The sequence below is a fragment of the Tamlana carrageenivorans genome, from assembly GCF_002893765.1.
GTDB lineage: Bacteria > Bacteroidota > Bacteroidia > Flavobacteriales > Flavobacteriaceae > Pseudotamlana > Pseudotamlana carrageenivorans.
Window position 1 is genome coordinate 3,150,809 of sequence record NZ_CP025938.1, and the last position, 18,452, is coordinate 3,169,260.

An 18,452-nucleotide genomic window follows, 5' to 3' on the forward strand; every position below is an offset into this window, starting at 1 on the left:
TAAGAAGTGATTTTAAAATGACAGTAACTTTATTCAAACTCGATTAAAAGGTGTCCTTTTTCTACGGCTTCACCTTTTTTAACTTGTATAGATTTAATTGTACCATCCCTGGGGGAAAGGATGTTATTTTCCATTTTCATGGCCTCAAGAATTAAAAGAGAACTGTTTTCTTCAACATGTTGTCCCACTTTTACAAAAATGTCTAAAATTAAGCCAGGCATAGGTGCCTTTATGGTATTGGATTGATGAGAAATCCCATTACTAAACCCCATATTTTTAATAAGAAGGTCTAAATCATCTAATATATTGACTTGGTACGTGCTCCCATTAATTTTTATTAGATATTTTTTGGTGTTTAAATCGCCTGCTAATACTTCGGCCTTAAAGGATTTGTTTTCTTGGAGCACATGGTAGTTTTTATTAGAAGTTTTAATGAGGTCTAGATTTGTAACATCACCGTAATCTATATCAAAATCCTGATTATCATTAATATGCACTTTGTATGTTTTGCCCATAATAGAAAATAATTGCTATTAAATATAAGCATTTTTATTATGGGGTTTACTTATTAATAATGGAAAAAAGACTGGCAACGTAGATGCGATTGTTGTTGGTATTATCCAAATGGAAGCATTCACTTTATTTAGAATAATTTTTTAAACGCCTAAAAGGTAAAGTCTCAAAGTTTTTTTATGTTTTAACATTTGATTTTGTTAATGAGATTTTTTTTAACATATGTTTTTTTAAAGGAGAACAAGAAAAGTTCAGATTATACAACAATTTGAGCTACTCTTTGATGTGTTTTATTGATTAAGTGCTTAATAGTTAATGTGTTAAATATTTGTTGATAGAATATGATTAAAGTCATATTGTAACATCTATAACGTCACGAAATTTGCAAAAAATGAGGAATGATATGGAAAAGCAAAAAAGAAAAACAAAAGGACTTTTAAGCTTCTTAGCTCTTTTATTTGTGTCTATTAATTTAATACAAGCACAAGAGTTAAAGTTAGTAAATAGTGAATCGATATTAAAGATTTACGGAACCTCTAGCATTCATGATTGGCATGAGGAAGCCGAAAGTCAGTCCGGAAAATTAGTTTTTAGCGACCTAGAAAATGGGAAAATAGAGGCCTTATCTGTTGCCATTGAAACCGAAAGTTTGAAAAGTGGTAAGAGTGGTATGGATAAGAATACTTACAAGGCTCTAAACTCTAAAAAACACAAACAAATTACTTTTCAATTAACTAAAGTGGAAAGTGTAAGCGCTAAAGGAAATGGTGTTTTTGATGTGAAAATTGTTGGAGATTTAACCATTGCTGGAACTAAAAAAAGTATAGCCCTTAATTTTAAGCTAGTTGGAAATGGTGGGAAGGCTACCATTGAAGGCGAGAAGAAAATTAAAATGACTCAATTTAATGTAGAACCACCTACAGCTATGTTGGGAGCCATAACTACAGGAGATGATTTAACTATAAAATTTAAAACAACATTTAAATAAGTAACAACAACTATAAATAACTATAATTATGAAGTCAAAAATTAAAAATTTAATTTTAGCAGTATTAGTTTTAACAGGCTTAAATATTTATGCTCAAAACAATCGCAGAAATTTAGATAATTTCAGACAACCAGATCAAAGAGGTATTAATACCTTTGAAGCTCCAAAAGATACCGAAACTACATTCGATGGAGTAAAAGTTAGAGTTGGTGGAGCGTCAACCTTACAGTTTCAAGATCTAAGACATGAAAATTCTGGTGCAGTACCTTTAGGAAAAATAGGTTCTAACTTTAACTTAGCTACTGCTAACTTAGATTTAGACGTAGCACTTGCTGATGGTGTTAGAATGCACTTAAGAACATATCTTTCTTCGCGTCACCATCCAGAACCATATGTGAAAGGTGGGTATTTTCAAATTGATAAATTAGATTTTATTAGCGAAGGACTTTTATCTGATTTGATGCAGTATACGACCATTAAAATTGGTCATATGGAGAACAACTATGGTGATGCGCACTTTAGAAGAAGTGATAATGCACAAACTATTTACAACCCTTTTATTGGAAACCTTATCATGGATTCATTTACTACAGAAGTAGGAGCAGAGGTTTACTATAGAAGAGAAGGATTTTTAGGAATGGTTGGTTTTTCTAATGGTAAATTAAATCAATCTGTTGTAGCTGGATCTAACGGTAAAACAGGTGGTGCTGCTTTTTTAGCAAAGTTAGGCTATGACAAGCAACTGAATGATGATTTAAGAGTAAGATTAACAGGATCATTATACAACACAGGATACGCATCTAGATTATATTTATACAGTGCTGATAGAGCAGGATCAAGATATTACCACGTTATGGAAGAAGAGGGTTCAAAATCAGATAATTTTAGATCGGGTCGTTTCTCTCCAAGCTTTCAAAACAGTATTACTTCTGTGATGATTAACCCATTTGTACGTTATAAAGGTTTTGAACTTTTCGGAACTGTAGAAAGAGCTAGTGGTGCTACACATGTTGATTCTGCCGATGATATTGAAGGTGTTACAAATCAATATGCCGGAGAGTTATTATACCGTTTTGGTAAAACAGAAAACTTTTATGTTGGTGGCCGTTACAATATTGTAGACTCTGAGTATGATGACAAAGCTCAAGATGTGACTATTAATAGAGCTCAAATTGGTGCTGGTTGGTTTATGACAAAAAACATCTTAATGAAAGCAGAATATGTGAACCAAAACTATAAAGGGTTTGCTGGTGCATTAGAAGATGGTAAATTTAACGGATTTATGTTAGAGGCTGCTATTAGTTTCTAGTAACCTGAGTTCGATTATGATTACAAAGTCTCAGGGTGTGGCGATAATTTCGCCAGATTCTGAGACTTTTTTTATAACTTTAATTATTAAAATTTGGGCATGAAAAAAATTCTATTTTTAATTTTAATACTGGCTACTCTTGGTTTTGCCAAGCGAGATGTGTTTCTGGAAAATAGAGTGTATAAAATTGTTTCTGGTAGTCACATGTCTGTTATCGGGACTAGCAATGTTAAAGGTTTTACATGCAAATATGATATCACCAAATTTGATAAAACGCTTCCAGTACACTATACTATTGCAGGTAATAAAATAGTATTTTCAAAGTCAGATTTGGTTTTGGAAAACGTAAATTTTGATTGTGGAGGAAGAGGGATAAATCGTGATTTTAAGGAGGTTTTAAAAACCGATTTATATCCAGAAATAAAATTAACCCTTAAGGAGATTCTTGATTATAAGACTACAAATCACGTCGAGGTTTTAGTTGGCATCTCAATAGCTGGCGTTAGCAATCAATACGGCATCCCAGTGTGTTATAATGTTGTAGACGGCAAATTGCGAATAAGTGGACATTTAGATTTGGCTTTGAATGATTTTAATATTCAAGCGCCAACAAAATTATTTGGACTAATTCAGCTTGGAAATGAGGTTAAAATTGATTTTCAGTTGTTTTTAAAGGAAATCTAGAATTTTGTGCTATTTGTTTTACGCTATCGAAAGCCTGCAGCCTAAGGTTTAAAATGACACTTAATTTTGAAGCTTTATGTCTTTAAGTGGTCTTTAATTTTTTCAGAAACAAATGCATAATAAGCTTTATTTGAAGCCACAAAATGATTATTTGCATCGTTTATATTTTCAATAAGCGCATCAAATTCTTTTATACTAACTAACTTTAAAGCTTCAACTTCGTCTTCCTGAGGTATTAAATCAATTAAAGGTACTTTTAATTTGGCGATAAATGTATTGTGAAACTCGTTATCGGTGATGCCATTTTTATACGATTGAAAACACTCAAAAACACCTATTTCGATAAGATCATTTTCAGTAATAGATACCTTAATTTCTTCAAAAGTTTCTCTAATAGCACCTTGTTTTATGGTTTCGCCCGCATCAATATGCCCGGCAACCGATACATCCCACATAAGCGGACAAATGGCTTTTTGCGCCGAACGCTGCGATAGTAAAACCTCACCATTTTCGGTATAAAACCAAATATGTGCCGTGTGGTGATACAATCCTTTTTGGTGGATTACCGATTTTAATTCAGAAACCCCTAAAAGCTTTCCGTTTTTATCGGTTATATCTATTAATTCGTCCATGGGTATAAAAAAGACGCATAACAAAAAATGAAAAATCAAATATTGTCATGCGTCATTAAATTTAAATATTATTCAAAATAGCTAAATGTTTCGCCGTCTTTTATGTTGAGTAAAGTTTCATAAATTAATTTAATCACATTTTCAACATCATCGCGGTGTACCATTTCAACCGTGGTATGCATGTAGCGTAATGGCAGTGAGATTAAGGCAGAAGCTACACCACCATTGCTATAAGCAAAAGCATCGGTGTCTGTTCCTGTAGCTCTTGATAGGGCAGAACGTTGAAACGGAATTTTTTTCGCTTCGGCAGTATCTGTAATCAAATCTCGTAATTTTTGCTGTACCGCTGGAGCATAAGCAACAACAGGCCCTTTACCAATTTCTAAATCACCTTCCTTGGTTTTTTCAATCATAGGGGTGGTGGTATCGTGGGTGACATCGGTTACAATGGCCACATTAGGTTTAATGGTTTGGGTGATCATTTCTGCACCGCGTAAACCTATTTCTTCCTGAACCGAGTTGGTAATGTATAATCCAAAAGGTAAAGTTTTATTATTTTCCTTAAGCAACCTAGCCACTTCGGCAATCATAAATCCTCCCATGCGGTTATCTAAAGCACGACAAACAAATTTATTGCCGTTTAGCACATGAAATTCGTCTGGATATGTAATGACACAACCTACATGAATTCCTAATTTTTCTACTTCTTCTTTGTCTTTTGCACCCACATCAATCGTGATGTTATCTGGTTTTGGAGCTTGTTCCTTCGATTTATCTCTGGTATGAATAGCCGGCCAACCAAAAACACCTTTTACGATACCGTTTTTGGTGTGAATGTTTACCACTTTACTCGGGGCAATTTGATGATCGCTACCTCCGTTTCTTATTACATAAATTAAACCATTATCTGAAATATAGTTAACATACCACGAAATTTCATCGGCATGCCCTTCAATAACGACTTTATATTTCGCATCAGGATTGATAACGCCAACAGCTGTGCCGTAAGTGTCGGTTATAAAAGTGTCTACGTAAGGTTTTAGGTAGTCCATCCAGATCTTCTGACCCGTCCACTCGTAGCCCGTAGGGGCTGCATTATTTAAATATTTTTCTAAAAAGTCAATCGACTTTTTGTTAAGAATGCTCTTGTTTGCCATTTAAAAAAAGTTTTGCACTAAAATAACAATATTAATAGAGATGAAAAGCTTTAAAATGAATATTGTAAAGGGTAAATTGTTAAAAATATTAAAAGAAAAGTGAGATATTAAAAGCCTATAGGTAATAGTGATTATAATTTCTTTATTTTTACCTGTTAAATGCCCCCACTTTTAAATAAATGAACTGTTTAAAATATTTATTGGTTTTTTGTCCGTTTTTAGTTTTTTCGCAAATTAACAACATCGAACAGGATACTACTTCTATTGAATACCTAATTATAGAAGGAGATTCCATACCACGGCAGTCTATAAATTTAGATGAGGTGGTGTTATTACATCGATTAAAGTTTGAGAGCAAAAAGGAGCGCGTTCGTTATTTAATCTTAAGACGAAAGACCTTAAAAGTGTACCCTTATGCTAAAATGGCTGCCGAACGATTAGATTCCATGAATACCAGATTGGCTGCTTTAAAAAGAAATCGTCAGAAGAAACGCTACACAAAAAAAATTCAAAAATATATTGAAGGTGAGTTTTCCGATGAGCTTAAAAAATTAACACGAACAGAGGGACAAATTTTAGTAAAATTAATTCACCGACAAACAGGAACCACGGCCTTTGATTTGGTAAAAGAACTTCGTAGTGGATGGCGTGCTTTTTGGTACAATACCACGGCCAGTATGTTCGATATATCCCTAAAACGCGAGTTTGACCCTACCCATGTTAAGGAAGATTATCTTATTGAAGATATTTTACTTCGTGCTTTTCAAAATGGCTTGTTAGAACCACAGCCACCTGCCATTCAATTTAATTTTTACGAGTTAACCGATAAATGGATTTATCAAAAAACACCGGAGTAAATGCGTGTTCAAACTCCATTAGAAGAAAAACTGAATGCTTTTTCGCATGGTTTAGGAGCTTTTTTCGGATTAATGGCCCTGTATCTTTTGGTGCATTATAATTCTGAGAAGACAGCCTGGAGTTTAGTGAGTGTGGTCGTTTATGCGCTAACCATAATAATTTTGTTTTGTGCATCAACGGTTTACCATGCTTCTACAAGCGAGAAACGCAAGCATTATTTTAGGATAATAGATCATATTAGTATATACCTGCTTATAGCAGGAACGTACACACCTGTTTGTTTAATAGCTTTAAAAGATAGCCTAGGTCTATTTTTATTGTGCACAGTTTGGGGTATTGCGCTTTTAGGCGCTGTATTAAAGTTGTTCTTTACAGGAAGGTTTGAAGTCTTTTCAACCCTGTTATACCTTATTGCCGGCTGGCTTATTGTTTTGGATGTTTCAAATTTATCAGAAGTTATTGGATATCAAGGCATGTGGTATTTAGCTGCTGGTGGTGCCGCCTATAGTTTTGGCATCATTTTTTATGCCCTGGAAAAAATACCTTATAATCATGTAATTTGGCACCTTTTTGTATTAGCAGGTGCTATTTGCCATTTTTTAATGATTTTTCTTTATATCATTTGAATAAAACGTTGTTTATGGTTGAGTTTTGTAAAGCTGAAAATGCCACTGATTATTTATTGATTGAAGCTTTAGCTGATACCATTTGGCGAGAACATTATATTCCCATAGTTGGAAAGGCCCAAATTGACTATATGTTAGATAAGTTTCAATCGGCTGAAGCGATTGCACAACAGGTTGAAAACGGTTTTCATTATTATACCATGGTATGGAAAACACAGGCCGTAGGATATTTGGCGATTCGAGAAGAACAAGACGCTTTGTTTTTAAGTAAAATTTATATACAGAAATCCTTTCGAGGACAAAGTATTGGAAAACAAGCCATACATTTTGTTGAAGTTATGGCACATAAATTTGATCGTGATAAAATTCGTTTAACTGTAAATATCAATAATAGTAAGGCTATAAAAGCTTATGAAAAAATGGGCTTTAAAATTTTGCGCCCTTTGGTAGCCGACATCGGACAAGGTTTTGTCATGGATGATTACGAGATGATTAAGCGTGTTGATAGGGGGAAAGGCTTTATGCAGTAAGCATTATTCAAAAACAAATAACCAGTAACCAATAACCAATAACCAATAACCAAATCTAAAAATCATCCCTCAATAATATCCTTGTATTCCTCAAAAAAAGCTTCAAACAGATTCATTTTTTCATTGAAAAACGTCATGACATCACGCCAAGAATCTTTGTTATGTATCGATACTTTTTGTTCTAGAGGCACGTAAATTCTAGAGATCTCTTTGTAGTTTTCAAGAATATATTCTTCTTCGTAAATCGCTTCAGGTAAAAACTCGTCTTTCAAAATAGATTGTAGAGCCAGGAGTTTTTCCCAATATTTAATGCGGTGTTCCAAGTCGTCTTCCACATCTAAAGCGACTAAAGCTGTTTTATTATCGAAGTGAAATTTAAAGCTAAACCCTTTTAATTTCGTGTTGTATAAGATCCATTTTCGAGGAAAAGATTTCCCGAAGCTGGTCCAAAATTCTTGTTTTAATCGTCTAGATTCTTCTTTTGAAAACACGTTGTTTGTTTTTGAAAATGGCTTTATAAAATTGTTTTATCACTCCAGGATGACGTTTAAAACGTATAAACCAATAACTTTTATTTAGATTACAAAGTTACTATGATATTTAGTTTTTGAAAGTATTCTAATGAAAGGTTTTTAAAACCCTGTTAATTTATAATGATTTAGGACTTGAAAAGTCAATATAAATTTTGAGTTATCAGGTAGAGCTTGTCGAAACCGATAAAAATTAATAGTCAATTAAAAATATTTCGACAGGCTCTATTGGACATAAAATATACGCTACACACAATCGCTTTTAAGCGTTTATGATAGTGCTGTACTTACGATTTTGAATCGATATATGCATCTACAAATTCTTCTAGAACATTTAAAGGAATAGCACCATGGGAAATCACTACTTCATGAAATTCGCGAATATCAAATTTGGCTTTTAAAGCGGTTTTGGCTTTTTCTCTCAATTCTAAAATTTTTAGCATCCCTATTTTGTATGCTGTCGCTTGACTAGGCATTACAATATGTCTTTCAACCATTTTAACAGCGTCTAACTCGGCGTTAGGTGTGTTATCGGTATAGTATTTAATACCTTCTTCACGCGTCCATTTTTTAGCGTGAATTCCGGTGTCAATAACCAATCGGCAAGCGCGCCATAGTTCCATAGCTAATCTTCCAAAATCGGAATACGGATCGGCATAAAAGCCCATTTCTTTAGGAATAAATTCAGAATATAATCCCCAACCTTCTGTATATGCTGTATAGCCACCAAATTTTCTAAACATCGGGACATCTTCTAATTCTTGCTGAATGGCTAATTGCATATGGTATAGGCAACACATCAAATAGTACAATAGTATAATAGTTATATTTAGCCGAAAACCTCAATAGTAATAAGGGTTTTAGTGTATTTTGCCGTTTTATGTTTGCTTAATTAAATGGTACAAAAATAGCCTTTTAACTACCTCCTAATTACCTTTTTTTTACCGCTTAAATACCTTTATTTAATAAGTATTTACCCTTTTGCTTTAAAATAGCCTTAAAACTACCATTTATAAGGCTTAAACGCATATTTAGCACCTTTTAAACAACTATTTAACTCCCTTTTTACACCCTAAAATTAACCTTTTTGTTGGCCTTAACAAAAAGGTTAATAATGGCGTTTGCGGTTACATTAGGGGTTACATTAGGAGTTACAAATTAGGGTGGTTTTGCGGTGCGGTTTAGGTGTATTTTATATAAATAAGCGTATAAATACCTTAAATAGTGGTTCAGTTTAGGGGGGTATGATTGTGTAAAATATATTAGTTTTTAAGTTAAAAAACACATTGTTAGCGTGTTAGATAAAAACAGTTGTTTTATGCTAAAATTTACCTTAAAAAGCATGTACGTTTTGATCTTACACCACACTATTCATGCGTATTGAAGCCTTTACTATTGCCAATTGCTTAATACAATCAACGTGAAAATCCTTAGGCTCGTGATGTTTGTTTTGAGAAACCAATTTTACATAGCCTTGCTTGTCAGATTTATGTATGTATTTGCAGAAAAAGAATTCATCTCCATCACAATTAATGTACAAGAGGTACATTTCTCCCCAAATTATATTGGATTTATCATGAACATTACGGTACATTACAATATCACCACTTTTTAATAGTGGATACATGCTGTCTCCTGTTATGTTTAGTGCTCCATCGCATTTAGGTAAGTTGGGTATGCTTATATGGTTAAGTGGTACTTCTGGTGCGTTGCTAACAAATGCTTCCAGGACACTAGCTGTTGCCGTTAAATTATAGTACGGGACACGCTGCTGCATTTGTATGCTATCTGTGCGTAAAGCGTGTACTGTTACATTTTCTTCTTTGTCTTCTTCTATTAGGTCAGAAACCGATACGTTTAATGCGTTTGCAATAATTTGCAACTTAGAAAGGGTTATATCCGCTTTTTGGTTCTCGTAGTCAACATAAGAGCGTTTTTTTATCCCTGTAATAGACACAATATCATCTTGTGTTAGTTTTTTTTTCGTTCTTATCTCTTTTATTTTCAGCAATGTGTATTCTTTTTGGTGATAAATGGTAAAATTTTGCAATATTAAATTGCAGATTTTTGCAACATTGTACTATATTTGTCTTTTAAAAAATACAATTAATGCAATGAACAAATCTAGTAAAAAAAGAATCAAATTTAATGAGATAGCTATAGACATTTTAATTAAACGCTATGGCTATTCAATAGACTACATTAGGAAGTCATTAAGAGGTGATCGTACAGGCATAATGCCTGACATACTTATAAAAGAGTATAACAAATTAGACTCTGCATCAAAAGATGCCATTCAAAATAAAACTAAAGACTTAAACGAATAAATCTACCAATCTCCCGAAAGGCACACACCAAGGTTCGAGTCCTTGGCGGGAACTATTTAAGTCCCATTTAAACCATATTTAATATGTTTGAATACTACAATAATACGCTTTGTGTACAAGGCGGATGGCTTGATGAAGCTGGAATAATTACCCAAAATGCTTTAAAGGTGTTATTATACCGAGGCAAAGTAAAGAAAGCTCGTTCAGGTCGTGGTTTAGGCAATTACGCATTGTACGTATATGAGAGTTTACCACAGCGGTTTCGCAACATAATTGAGCACGATTTACAAATAGATCCTTACAAGGAAAGCAAAACCATAAAGTTTGCTAAATACCTCAAGTTTGATGAAAACGCATCGGCATTTTTCAGCAATTATGAGCTTGAAGATGGGCGTTACCTTTCCGAAGCTAATATGGAGGCTGTAAAGACCTACACCGCCAATGCCGAGGTGTTTTATACCATTAGGCTTCTACACAACAAAATAACCACGGCAAATCCTAAAATTAATAAAGGTGAACTATGGGAGCGTTTTACAAAATCTATTCACAACCTAAGTAAAGAGATTAAAAAACGTTATCCGTTTGACTTACCAACCAATCCTAGGGCGCTACGTGCCAAGTACGAAAGCTGCATACTGGAAAAACCAAATAAGCGCTATCCTCGCACAGGTTTAGAAGGCTTAATCCATGATAATTACTGTAACAATTACCGCCTTAAAATTAACGATGCTGTTGGCGACTGGCTTTTAGCTATGAAATGTTTGCCTATTAATTTTTCATTTTATGAATTACAGCAAAAGTACCTTGAAGTACGTTGTGATCATGGTTGGCCATATTTAGCCGAGAGTGCTATTGCTAATTACTTAAAGGAACCTGAGCGTATGCGTTTATGGATGCTAGCGGGTAAAGGAGAAGAGGAGTACAATAAGAAGTATGCCCATACATTAAGTAAGGACAAAAACCGCTTGTTCCCCAATGCACATTGGGCTATAGATGGTACCAAGTTTGATGTTGTTCATTTTTGGGATACCAAATCGAAAATGGCTTCGGTTTGTAAAATTAATGTCCTGATTGATGTTTACAGCGAAAAAATATTAGGTTATTCTTTTAGTCTTACCGAAAATCATATAGATCATTTTATTGCGGTTAGAATGGCGGTAAATGAAGCTGGAGCCAAACCTTATCACTTCACTTATGATGCTCAAGCAGCACACCGCTCTAAAAAAATGCAAGAGCTTTATGATAAGCTCATAGCAAAGGGCGGTAATCATTATCATCACAAAGTAGGTAGAAAATCTAACCCCATAGAGCAGCTTTTTAACCGTCTTCAACAGCAGGTTATAATGAAACGTTGGTTTAGTGATGGTCAAAGTATTAAAGCGCATCAGTCGCGCTCTAAAGCCAATATGGATTTTATTGAAAAAAACAAGGGCGCTTTGCCAACTTATGACGAATTACAAATGCACTGGGAACTTATGGTGCAAGAATGGAACAATAACCCAAGAAGCAAAAAAAGCACCAAATCACGAGAGGAATTTTACAACGAAACTTCAGAACACAGAACCGATATAGGGGTGTTAGAGCGAGCTAGTATGTTTTGGTTAAATGAAACTACCCCTAAAAGATATTACGCGTTTGGAATGCCTTTAACTGTAGCAGGGCAAGATTATTTGTATGAGGTTTATGATGCTGATGGTGATATTGATATGGATTTTAGATTAAAGTACGTGCAGCAAAAACTAATAGTAAGTTATGATCCAGAATACCTCGACGATTACATTGCCTTATATCGTTTAAACGATAAAAACGAAAAAGTGTTTGTGGCTTACGCCCAAAAGAAACGCCTTCATGTAGAGGTTCCAATACTTCAAGAACCAGGAGAAAAACAACGTGCTTTAAAAGATATTGAAGTACGTGAAAAAGAAAAATCGAGAGATTGGGAGGCTTACAATGCTTTAGTTGAGCGTACAGGCATCAGTCCAGAAAAACTTATTGATGAGCAAAATGCCATGATAGAAAACAGCGAGTTTAATGCCAAACGTGCTGCATACGCAACCAAAGAAGAAAACTTAATATCCGATAATAATTCATTTTTTAACCGCGCTACGCGCTAAATAAACCCATACCCATGACACCAAAAGACAAGCAAAAAATTGTTGACTTACTGCAAGTTTATATCAAACAAAAGGGCTCCCAAAATAAAGCTGCAGCATCTTTAAAAGGCGTATCGCCTGCCGTTGTCTCTCACTTATTAAACGGCAACTGGGAGCCTTATAGTGTAGATATGTTTCGCAATATTGGTAACCAAATTGGCTATAGTTCCAACCATTGGCAATTTGTTGAAACCACCAATGCAAAGCAATTACTTGAAGATTTGCAAAAAGCCAAACAGCAGCAATCGGTATTAACCTTTTTAGGTAATGCAGGTTCGGGCAAATCCGAAATCACTAAAAAATATGCATCCGAGACTCCAGACGCTATTCGTGTAGAGTGTGCTGGTTATTGGGACGAAAAACACTTTTTACAAGAAATTTTAATGCAAATGGGGGTACGTAATCCGCATAACCGTGTCCCGCAAATGATGCACGAAATTATTACAAGGTTAAAAGGCTACGATACGCCTCCTATTTTAATTATTGATGAAGTAGACAAACTAGGAGACAGACTCTTGTATTTCCTTATCACTTTTTATAATGAACTACGTTGGAAATGCAGTATTGCACTCCTGTCAACTTATTACTTCAAAAAACGTCTCGAAGATGGCTTACGTAACCGTAAAAAAGGCTATGAAGAATTGTTAAGTCGTTACGGTGTGTTTGTAGATTTTGAGCAAACCAGCGCAGCCGATGTTGCTTTATTATGTGAAGGCCAAGGCGTAACCGATAGAGCTGCTATAAAAACCATTCAAAAGAAGTCTAGAGAAGATTTACGTAGTGCCTCAGAACTAATTCGAATTTTTAAACTTGAAAACGCAATTTAATGTATAGATATCACCCCGAAATCGAAGGTTTAAAAGTAAATGAAAATGGCACAGAAGTAATTTACTTAGGCGAACCTTTAACCATTAAAGAACTTGACCGAAAAACCCGCCCATCAGATTTAAAATACGTGTATTTAAAAGGCAACATTCAAAGTGTAGCCAAATTAGTTTGCGAGTGTTGGCACGGTATGCCAGACAACCCACGCTGGTGTGCTACCAGAAAAGTTAAAGCAAACGGTTTTCATTTTGAAAACTTGTATTGGGCGCCTAGAGGAACCAACCCCGAAATGGGAACCCAAAAGGTGAAACGCAGCAAATTAAGCAAACTCTCTAGCCAAGATGTTAAAGACATTCAAGAGCGCTTAACAGCAGGACATACCTTTAAGGCAATAGCAAATGATTATGGAACCAGTGATATGACTATATCACGCATTAAAAAGAGATTACAACGTGACTAAACGCGCATTTAACGTAAAAGATTTATTAAATAAAAAATTTGAAATTCTCCCATTTACTGGAAACTGGGAAGCCTCTATAGGCCAACCATGCAAACAATTCAGTATGATGATTACAGGGCCTTCAGGCTCAGGAAAAACCGAGTTTGCTATACAGCTAAGTAAATACCTCACCAATTTTGGTAAAGTAGCCTACAACAGTATAGAGCAAGGGTTTAGCCATACCCTGCAAATGGCCATGCAACGTAACCACATGGAGCATGTGGCTGATAAGTTTTTAATATTAGACAAAGAGCAATTACCACAACTATCGAAACGCTTAAGAAAACAACGAGCAGCCGACTTTATAGTGATTGATTCCATTCAATACCTAAACGCTAATAAAAAGGAATACTTCCAATTCAAACAGGAGTTTTACCCTAAAAAAGGCATCATTTATATCAGTCATATCGAAGGTAAAGAAGCTAAAGGAGCATTAGCAAAAGACATCTGGTATGATGTAGATATACAAGTACCAGTGGAAGGCTTTGTAGCTACGCCAAAAAAGCGATTAAACGGAGGTGGTAAACCGTTTATTGTTAATGCAGAGCGCGCAGCCATTTATCACGGAGAATTAGAAACCATTTAAAATAAAGTACAATGAAAAAGCAAGTTATACAAACCCTTAAAATGCCCCTGCACACCTATGAAAACATGATAATTACTCATTATGTTGGTTGGTGTGCAAAACGTGTAAAACATCCTTCAGGACTTCAAAAATTAATAACCTGTCAGCCATTATTCAACTGGTGGTTAAAGGAGCTGGAAAAGTACGAGCTTCAGTTTCTTAAAGATGTAAGTGAGTACAATACTGCAATGAGTGCTTACGAAGCTTTAAAATTATATCTAAGCTACACCGATAAAATCAATAACCGTTTTTCTAAACCCCTTTTAAAATACGCCAATGAGTCCAAATCAATTAAACAATAAGATAGACGAGCTCGATTTTTGGTTAGAAAACAACCCCGATCATGAGCATTACACCTTAAAATTTAACGAAAGAAACACATTATTAGAACAACTTTTAAATACAGATTATTAAGTATGAATACTACCTTTAACACCGCCCAACTTTCTTCTGAAGAAAAGCGCAATTTACGAGCACAACTGGAAGCAGATATGCGTGCCGAAAAAAACCAACGTGCCGAAAACAGAAAGGCTTACAAGCAACTTACCCATGAGTTTGTAAACCGTAATATAGACGGTTTGTTGGCTCACAATTCGGCTACCGAAAACGTAATTAAGCAATTGTTTAATGACTATAATCCTATTAAGGATTTAAAAACGCAGGTATATGGCGAAGCTGCACAAGATAGCCATACATCTACCTTACCAGATGGCTCTGCAAGTATTACCATTGGGTATAATGTTACCATCAAGTTTGACGGCACCGAGAGTTCGGGCGTTGAAAAAATTAAAAACTTCATTGCTTCACTTTCCGATGATGATGAAAATACCAAAAAACTTGTAAAAATGGTAGATACCTTTTTAAAGCTAAACCCTAAAACTGGTATGCTAAACCCAAACAAGATTATCGAGCTTAGCAAGTTAGCCGAAGAGTTTAACGACGAAACTTTTAATGAAGGGTTAAACATCATATTTAACGCCCAAATACGTACGCAAAACAGCATGTATGTAAGCGGTTGGAAATACATTGAGGTAGAGGGGTTACCTAAAAAAATGCAGTTCCGATTTACAGTTTAACAAAAAACAAGCAGCTGCATTTTACCAACATGTAGCTGCTTAAAACCCATTTTACCATGATACCTACTTTAACCTTAATTGTAGGCTATTTAATTGCCTTTTATGTAGCCTTTAAAACCTATTTAAATAATGATTCCTGCAAGTAAACAACAAAAACAGCGCATCGCTATACTTACCAAAAATGACAAAGAGTTTAAGGCTGCTTTAGTGATGCAATACACTAACGATGCAACTAAAAACAGCACTAATGATCTTACCCACGCTCAGGCCAATAACATTATTGAACAATTAGGCGGTAAACCCATTTTATACGATAACTGGGCGTTTTTTAATAAGTACAACCGCAGCCATAAATATCTTATCAGTTTAGCCATGCAATTTGGCATGACCATACCTAACGATAAATATGGCGAAATATGCGATTTAGTTCGTTTAAGCGAGTGGTTAAAACACAAAGCTCCAGTAAAAAAATCAGTGCTAAAAATGAGTACTACCGAAGTAAGTAAAACTATATCGGCACTCGAACGAATGAATGTTAAACAACACTCGTAATAACAAATTTCTTTATGAACAATCAATCTTGCAAGCATAAAAACAAAACAGACATTGTTATAGATGCTGTTGTTACTGTTGAAGAGATATGGACAGTTTGTGATGATTGTTCCTTGGTACTAAAAAAAAGAATTGAAACCTAAAACCTAAAACAGATGTCAAATACATACAAAGGATTAGAAATCCCACCTCTAAATGAAAACCTTGCTGAAATACAAAAAGTGCATTGCGACGAAGCATCACAATGTGCAGACTATTGCGAAGAATGCTTGTTTTTCGATAATAACCTAGAACTATTTTCTAAATGGTTTAACAAAAAACGCTATTACGGTAAATGAAAATAGAACTCAAACTTAATAACGATGCCCTTATGGCTGTAAACAAACTACTGCAGCGCACCTATGAGTTGCCAGTATCGGTTAATAAGGTGGAAAACGTGTATAAATCAATAGGTTTTGATTTAGCCGATACATTTGATAAAAAGGTAAAGACAAAAATTAAAAAAGCCGATTTATTCGACCAAAAAAAGCTAGTAAAATTCACGTTGAAGTTTCACGAGGTTTGGGCATTACACCGCATTTTAATTGATTTAATGCCTTTGTGTGATAACAAGTTTCTAGCGAACCATGTGCAAAATGTAATCAATAAATTAGATCAGAAACTATGCTAACAAGCTATACTGTAAAATCGAAAAACAGCGATAATGTTTGGGAATTTAAATATGACTTAAACGGTAATTTAAAAGCTTTTAAAGTGCTTAGTGGTGTGTTGAGTAACCAACAAATGATTTGGTTTTTTAGAAAGGGTAATTTCCCAGTTCTAGAAAGCGTAATAAAAACTATTTGGATTCCAAACCTTAAACAAAATTTCGAGATAACTATAGGTGAACCCGATTTAAGCTTTGAAGCTTTTTGGAACAGCTACGGCAATAAAGTAGGAAAACGTAAGGAAACCGAAAACAAATGGACCCGCTTAAGCAAAGCAGAAAAACTACAAGTGTTATCTAGCATACCGAAGTATAACAATTATTTAAAGCATTACCCAAAACAACAAAAACAATACCCATCTACTTACTTAAACCAAGAAGCATATAAAAACGATTGGAAAATATGAAACAGCCTAAAATTACAATTGAATTAAAAAAAGACGGAACCATAGACGCTAAAATGCATGGTGATATAAAGTTATTAGTGTCAGCCATTGTAGATGTTATGGAACAAAGTAACGCCATAAAAGCAGTAATTCTAGCTGCAGGCGAAATGTATAATAATTATATAGAAGATTAACATGAATTTATACCGCATAGGATTTAAAGACGGCTTTAATTCTGGAATTATACTAGGAGCTGCCATAACCGTAACCATAGTGGCTGTAATAGCCGTTTTAATGTATTATTAAAATATTTTGTTATGACCTTTAGAGACAAAAACAACAGAGACATTAAAGATGGTGATGCCGTAATCTTTACTCACGAAGACAGTGTGGAACCAACAGGCTTTAACAAACGCGTAACTGAAGAGCGCTTGTGCTTTTGGAGTGCTATAGAAGGCCGTTACATCCCGTTTAAAGAGGTGTACGACTTTCCTTTGATAAAAGACGCTGAACGTGTACGGAACGATTTAAATTGTAAGCCAGATAACCAATCTAAAATTTATACTAAACATGACTAATAAAAAAATACTATACCTAACCCTTAAACGTGAGTGGTTCGACCTCGTTGCTTCAGGGGTAAAAAAAAGGGAGTTTAGACTAATTACTACGTATTGGTATAAACGTCTTAGTAATATAGATGTTCCAGTAGATCATCCCGACAGGTTTTTAAAGTTTGATGAAATACACTTTAGAAACGGCTACCGTACAGATAGCCCATTTATGCGCGTAAAGCATATTAAAACCGATACAACACCGCCCAAGCTTATAACATACCCCAATGGTGTAAAACTGCATTTACAAGGTTCTTGTTACGAGATATTTCTTGGCGATATTTTAGAAATTAAAAACTATAATAAAAACTAAATTATGGATATAAACTATTATCAGAACACAAATCCCTTAAAGAAGGGAGATAAACGTTACGTAATTTCTTATTCTGGTTTTGGTGTGTTTTTTAGAACCGATGTAGATGCCGTAGATGAATCTACAGCTAAAGCCTATTTCTCTAAATATTTCCCTAGAGCTAAATTCGAATCAATTAAATTAAAACATGACCCAAACTAAAACCCAATCCTTAATAGAAGCCATTACCAATACCGTAGTTGATTTTGGCATTTCCTTAGCAACAACCTTTGTGATATTTCCTTTATTAGGTATTGCAACCACGCCTAGTAAAAACCTGTTAATAACCTTGTTTTTTACTGCCATTAGTATAGTATGTGGCTATGTAATACGTAGGTGGTTTAATCAGGATAGTATCAAGGCTAATAAATTAAGATACCCAGACGGAAAACTGTATTGGTTGCATTGCTTTGCGTGTGAAAACGCGATGCCCGTAGTGGAAGATAAAGACGCGATTTACTGCTCCAATTGTGGGCTTAAACATTAAATAAATAACATATCAAATAAAAAAAA

At 34.6% G+C, this 18,452-nt stretch carries 29 protein-coding genes and 1 pseudogene; 24 read left to right on the plus strand and 6 right to left on the minus strand.

The genetic code is table 11. The annotated features are described in order from the left end of the window. Positions 1-29 precede the first annotated feature (29 nt). Positions 30-515, minus strand: coding sequence for an acyl-CoA carboxylase biotin carboxyl carrier protein subunit (locus C1A40_RS13735; protein WP_102996390.1), 486 nt, complete (start codon positions 513-515; stop codon positions 30-32). 401 nt (positions 516-916) lie between these two features. On the opposite strand from C1A40_RS13735, the gene C1A40_RS13740 reads away from it, so the two are divergent. The 3 genes from C1A40_RS13740 to C1A40_RS13750 all read left to right on the plus strand — a co-directional run bounded on the left by C1A40_RS13740 (position 917) and on the right by C1A40_RS13750 (position 3,494). Continuing rightward, positions 917-1,501 (plus strand): YceI family protein, encoded by a 585-nt coding sequence (locus C1A40_RS13740; RefSeq protein ID WP_102996391.1) that lies wholly within the window; start codon positions 917-919, stop codon positions 1,499-1,501. A gap of 28 nt (positions 1,502-1,529) precedes the next feature. Then, positions 1,530-2,810: a hypothetical protein gene (locus C1A40_RS13745; RefSeq protein WP_102996392.1), complete on the plus strand. Its 1,281-nt coding sequence runs from the start codon at positions 1,530-1,532 to the stop codon at positions 2,808-2,810. A 99-nt stretch (positions 2,811-2,909) separates the two neighbouring features. Further along, positions 2,910-3,494 carry a YceI family protein gene (locus C1A40_RS13750; protein ID WP_102996393.1) on the plus strand — a complete coding sequence of 195 codons (585 nt, stop codon included), beginning with the start codon at positions 2,910-2,912 and terminating at the stop codon, positions 3,492-3,494. A 74-nt stretch (positions 3,495-3,568) separates the two neighbouring features. Here the strand turns inward: C1A40_RS13750 and C1A40_RS13755 are convergent, their stop codons facing one another. After that, positions 3,569-4,126 carry an NUDIX hydrolase gene (locus tag C1A40_RS13755; protein WP_102996394.1) on the minus strand — a complete coding sequence of 186 codons (558 nt, stop codon included), beginning with the start codon at positions 4,124-4,126 and terminating at the stop codon, positions 3,569-3,571. A gap of 68 nt (positions 4,127-4,194) precedes the next feature. Beyond that, complete coding sequence (locus tag C1A40_RS13760) at positions 4,195-5,283, minus strand: M42 family metallopeptidase (RefSeq protein ID WP_102996395.1); 1,089 nt, start codon at positions 5,281-5,283, stop codon at positions 4,195-4,197. 179 nt (positions 5,284-5,462) lie between these two features. On the opposite strand from C1A40_RS13760, the gene C1A40_RS13765 reads away from it, so the two are divergent. From C1A40_RS13765 to C1A40_RS13775, 3 genes are read left to right on the plus strand one after another with little or no spacing between them, the layout of a single operon-like run. Further along, complete coding sequence (locus C1A40_RS13765) at positions 5,463-6,140, plus strand: DUF4294 domain-containing protein (RefSeq protein ID WP_102996396.1); 678 nt, start codon at positions 5,463-5,465, stop codon at positions 6,138-6,140. Further along, complete coding sequence (gene trhA, locus C1A40_RS13770; protein ID WP_102996397.1) at positions 6,141-6,767, plus strand: PAQR family membrane homeostasis protein TrhA; 627 nt, start codon at positions 6,141-6,143, stop codon at positions 6,765-6,767. A gap of 14 nt (positions 6,768-6,781) precedes the next feature. Continuing rightward, on the plus strand, positions 6,782-7,297 hold the full coding sequence (locus C1A40_RS13775; protein ID WP_102997222.1) for a GNAT family N-acetyltransferase: 516 nt from the start codon (positions 6,782-6,784) through the stop codon (positions 7,295-7,297). A gap of 62 nt (positions 7,298-7,359) precedes the next feature. Here C1A40_RS13775 and C1A40_RS13780 read toward each other — a convergent pair whose 3' ends face one another. The 3 genes and pseudogenes from C1A40_RS13780 to C1A40_RS13790 all read right to left on the minus strand — a co-directional run bounded on the left by C1A40_RS13780 (position 7,360) and on the right by C1A40_RS13790 (position 9,877). Continuing rightward, complete coding sequence (locus tag C1A40_RS13780; RefSeq protein ID WP_102996398.1) at positions 7,360-7,788, minus strand: DUF4268 domain-containing protein; 429 nt, start codon at positions 7,786-7,788, stop codon at positions 7,360-7,362. 326 nt (positions 7,789-8,114) lie between these two features. Then, positions 8,115-8,615, minus strand: a pseudogene (locus C1A40_RS13785) (DUF885 domain-containing protein); the annotation flags it as partial. A 569-nt stretch (positions 8,616-9,184) separates the two neighbouring features. Continuing rightward, positions 9,185-9,877, minus strand: coding sequence for an XRE family transcriptional regulator (locus tag C1A40_RS13790; protein WP_102996400.1), 693 nt, complete (start codon positions 9,875-9,877; stop codon positions 9,185-9,187). 64 nt (positions 9,878-9,941) lie between these two features. Between C1A40_RS13790 and C1A40_RS13795 the strand changes: the two genes are divergently transcribed. The 18 genes from C1A40_RS13795 (at position 9,942) to C1A40_RS18335 (ending at position 18,426) form a co-directional block, all read left to right on the plus strand. Continuing rightward, complete coding sequence (locus C1A40_RS13795) at positions 9,942-10,154, plus strand: hypothetical protein (protein WP_158651369.1); 213 nt, start codon at positions 9,942-9,944, stop codon at positions 10,152-10,154. Between the two features lie 83 nt (positions 10,155-10,237). After that, the gene (locus C1A40_RS13800; RefSeq protein WP_102996402.1) at positions 10,238-12,268 is read left to right on the plus strand and encodes a hypothetical protein; all 2,031 of its coding nucleotides are present in this window, start codon (positions 10,238-10,240) and stop codon (positions 12,266-12,268) included. Between the two features lie 14 nt (positions 12,269-12,282). Then, a complete protein-coding gene (locus tag C1A40_RS13805) occupies positions 12,283-13,134 on the plus strand; it encodes an ATP-binding protein (RefSeq protein ID WP_102996403.1) in 852 nt (283 codons plus the stop codon). Next, positions 13,134-13,592, plus strand: a complete 459-nt coding sequence (locus tag C1A40_RS13810; protein WP_102996404.1) for a helix-turn-helix domain-containing protein — start codon at positions 13,134-13,136, stop codon at positions 13,590-13,592. Before C1A40_RS13805 ends, C1A40_RS13810 begins: the two co-directional genes overlap by 1 nt. Beyond that, positions 13,585-14,217 (plus strand): ATP-binding protein, encoded by a 633-nt coding sequence (locus tag C1A40_RS13815; RefSeq protein ID WP_102996405.1) that lies wholly within the window; start codon positions 13,585-13,587, stop codon positions 14,215-14,217. Before C1A40_RS13810 ends, C1A40_RS13815 begins: the two co-directional genes overlap by 8 nt. Positions 14,218-14,228: 11 nt before the next feature. Further along, positions 14,229-14,558 (plus strand): hypothetical protein, encoded by a 330-nt coding sequence (locus tag C1A40_RS13820; protein ID WP_102996406.1) that lies wholly within the window; start codon positions 14,229-14,231, stop codon positions 14,556-14,558. After that, positions 14,533-14,670: a hypothetical protein gene (locus tag C1A40_RS18210; protein WP_158651370.1), complete on the plus strand. Its 138-nt coding sequence runs from the start codon at positions 14,533-14,535 to the stop codon at positions 14,668-14,670. The genes C1A40_RS13820 and C1A40_RS18210 overlap by 26 nt, the downstream gene beginning before the upstream one ends. Before the next feature lie 2 nt (positions 14,671-14,672). Beyond that, complete coding sequence (locus tag C1A40_RS13825; protein ID WP_102996407.1) at positions 14,673-15,332, plus strand: DUF3164 family protein; 660 nt, start codon at positions 14,673-14,675, stop codon at positions 15,330-15,332. A 129-nt stretch (positions 15,333-15,461) separates the two neighbouring features. Then, on the plus strand, positions 15,462-15,884 hold the full coding sequence (locus tag C1A40_RS13830) for a hypothetical protein (protein ID WP_102996408.1): 423 nt from the start codon (positions 15,462-15,464) through the stop codon (positions 15,882-15,884). A 14-nt stretch (positions 15,885-15,898) separates the two neighbouring features. Next, positions 15,899-16,027 (plus strand): hypothetical protein, encoded by a 129-nt coding sequence (locus C1A40_RS18680; RefSeq protein WP_277871378.1) that lies wholly within the window; start codon positions 15,899-15,901, stop codon positions 16,025-16,027. 12 nt (positions 16,028-16,039) lie between these two features. Continuing rightward, a complete protein-coding gene (locus C1A40_RS13835) occupies positions 16,040-16,222 on the plus strand; it encodes a hypothetical protein (RefSeq protein WP_102996409.1) in 183 nt (60 codons plus the stop codon). After that, the gene (locus tag C1A40_RS13840; RefSeq protein ID WP_102996410.1) at positions 16,219-16,554 is read left to right on the plus strand and encodes a hypothetical protein; all 336 of its coding nucleotides are present in this window, start codon (positions 16,219-16,221) and stop codon (positions 16,552-16,554) included. The genes C1A40_RS13835 and C1A40_RS13840 overlap by 4 nt, the downstream gene beginning before the upstream one ends. Further along, positions 16,548-16,997: a hypothetical protein gene (locus C1A40_RS13845; RefSeq protein ID WP_102996411.1), complete on the plus strand. Its 450-nt coding sequence runs from the start codon at positions 16,548-16,550 to the stop codon at positions 16,995-16,997. Before C1A40_RS13840 ends, C1A40_RS13845 begins: the two co-directional genes overlap by 7 nt. Next, positions 16,994-17,170 carry a hypothetical protein gene (locus C1A40_RS18215; RefSeq protein ID WP_158651371.1) on the plus strand — a complete coding sequence of 59 codons (177 nt, stop codon included), beginning with the start codon at positions 16,994-16,996 and terminating at the stop codon, positions 17,168-17,170. Before C1A40_RS13845 ends, C1A40_RS18215 begins: the two co-directional genes overlap by 4 nt. Before the next feature lie 123 nt (positions 17,171-17,293). Further along, positions 17,294-17,554, plus strand: coding sequence for a hypothetical protein (locus C1A40_RS13850; RefSeq protein WP_102996412.1), 261 nt, complete (start codon positions 17,294-17,296; stop codon positions 17,552-17,554). Further along, complete coding sequence (locus C1A40_RS13855) at positions 17,547-17,900, plus strand: hypothetical protein (RefSeq protein ID WP_102996413.1); 354 nt, start codon at positions 17,547-17,549, stop codon at positions 17,898-17,900. The genes C1A40_RS13850 and C1A40_RS13855 overlap by 8 nt, the downstream gene beginning before the upstream one ends. Before the next feature lie 3 nt (positions 17,901-17,903). After that, positions 17,904-18,101 (plus strand): hypothetical protein, encoded by a 198-nt coding sequence (locus tag C1A40_RS13860; protein WP_102996414.1) that lies wholly within the window; start codon positions 17,904-17,906, stop codon positions 18,099-18,101. Further along, complete coding sequence (locus C1A40_RS18335; protein ID WP_199287711.1) at positions 18,088-18,426, plus strand: DUF7220 family protein; 339 nt, start codon at positions 18,088-18,090, stop codon at positions 18,424-18,426. The genes C1A40_RS13860 and C1A40_RS18335 overlap by 14 nt, the downstream gene beginning before the upstream one ends. The last annotated feature ends 26 nt before the right edge of the window (positions 18,427-18,452 follow it).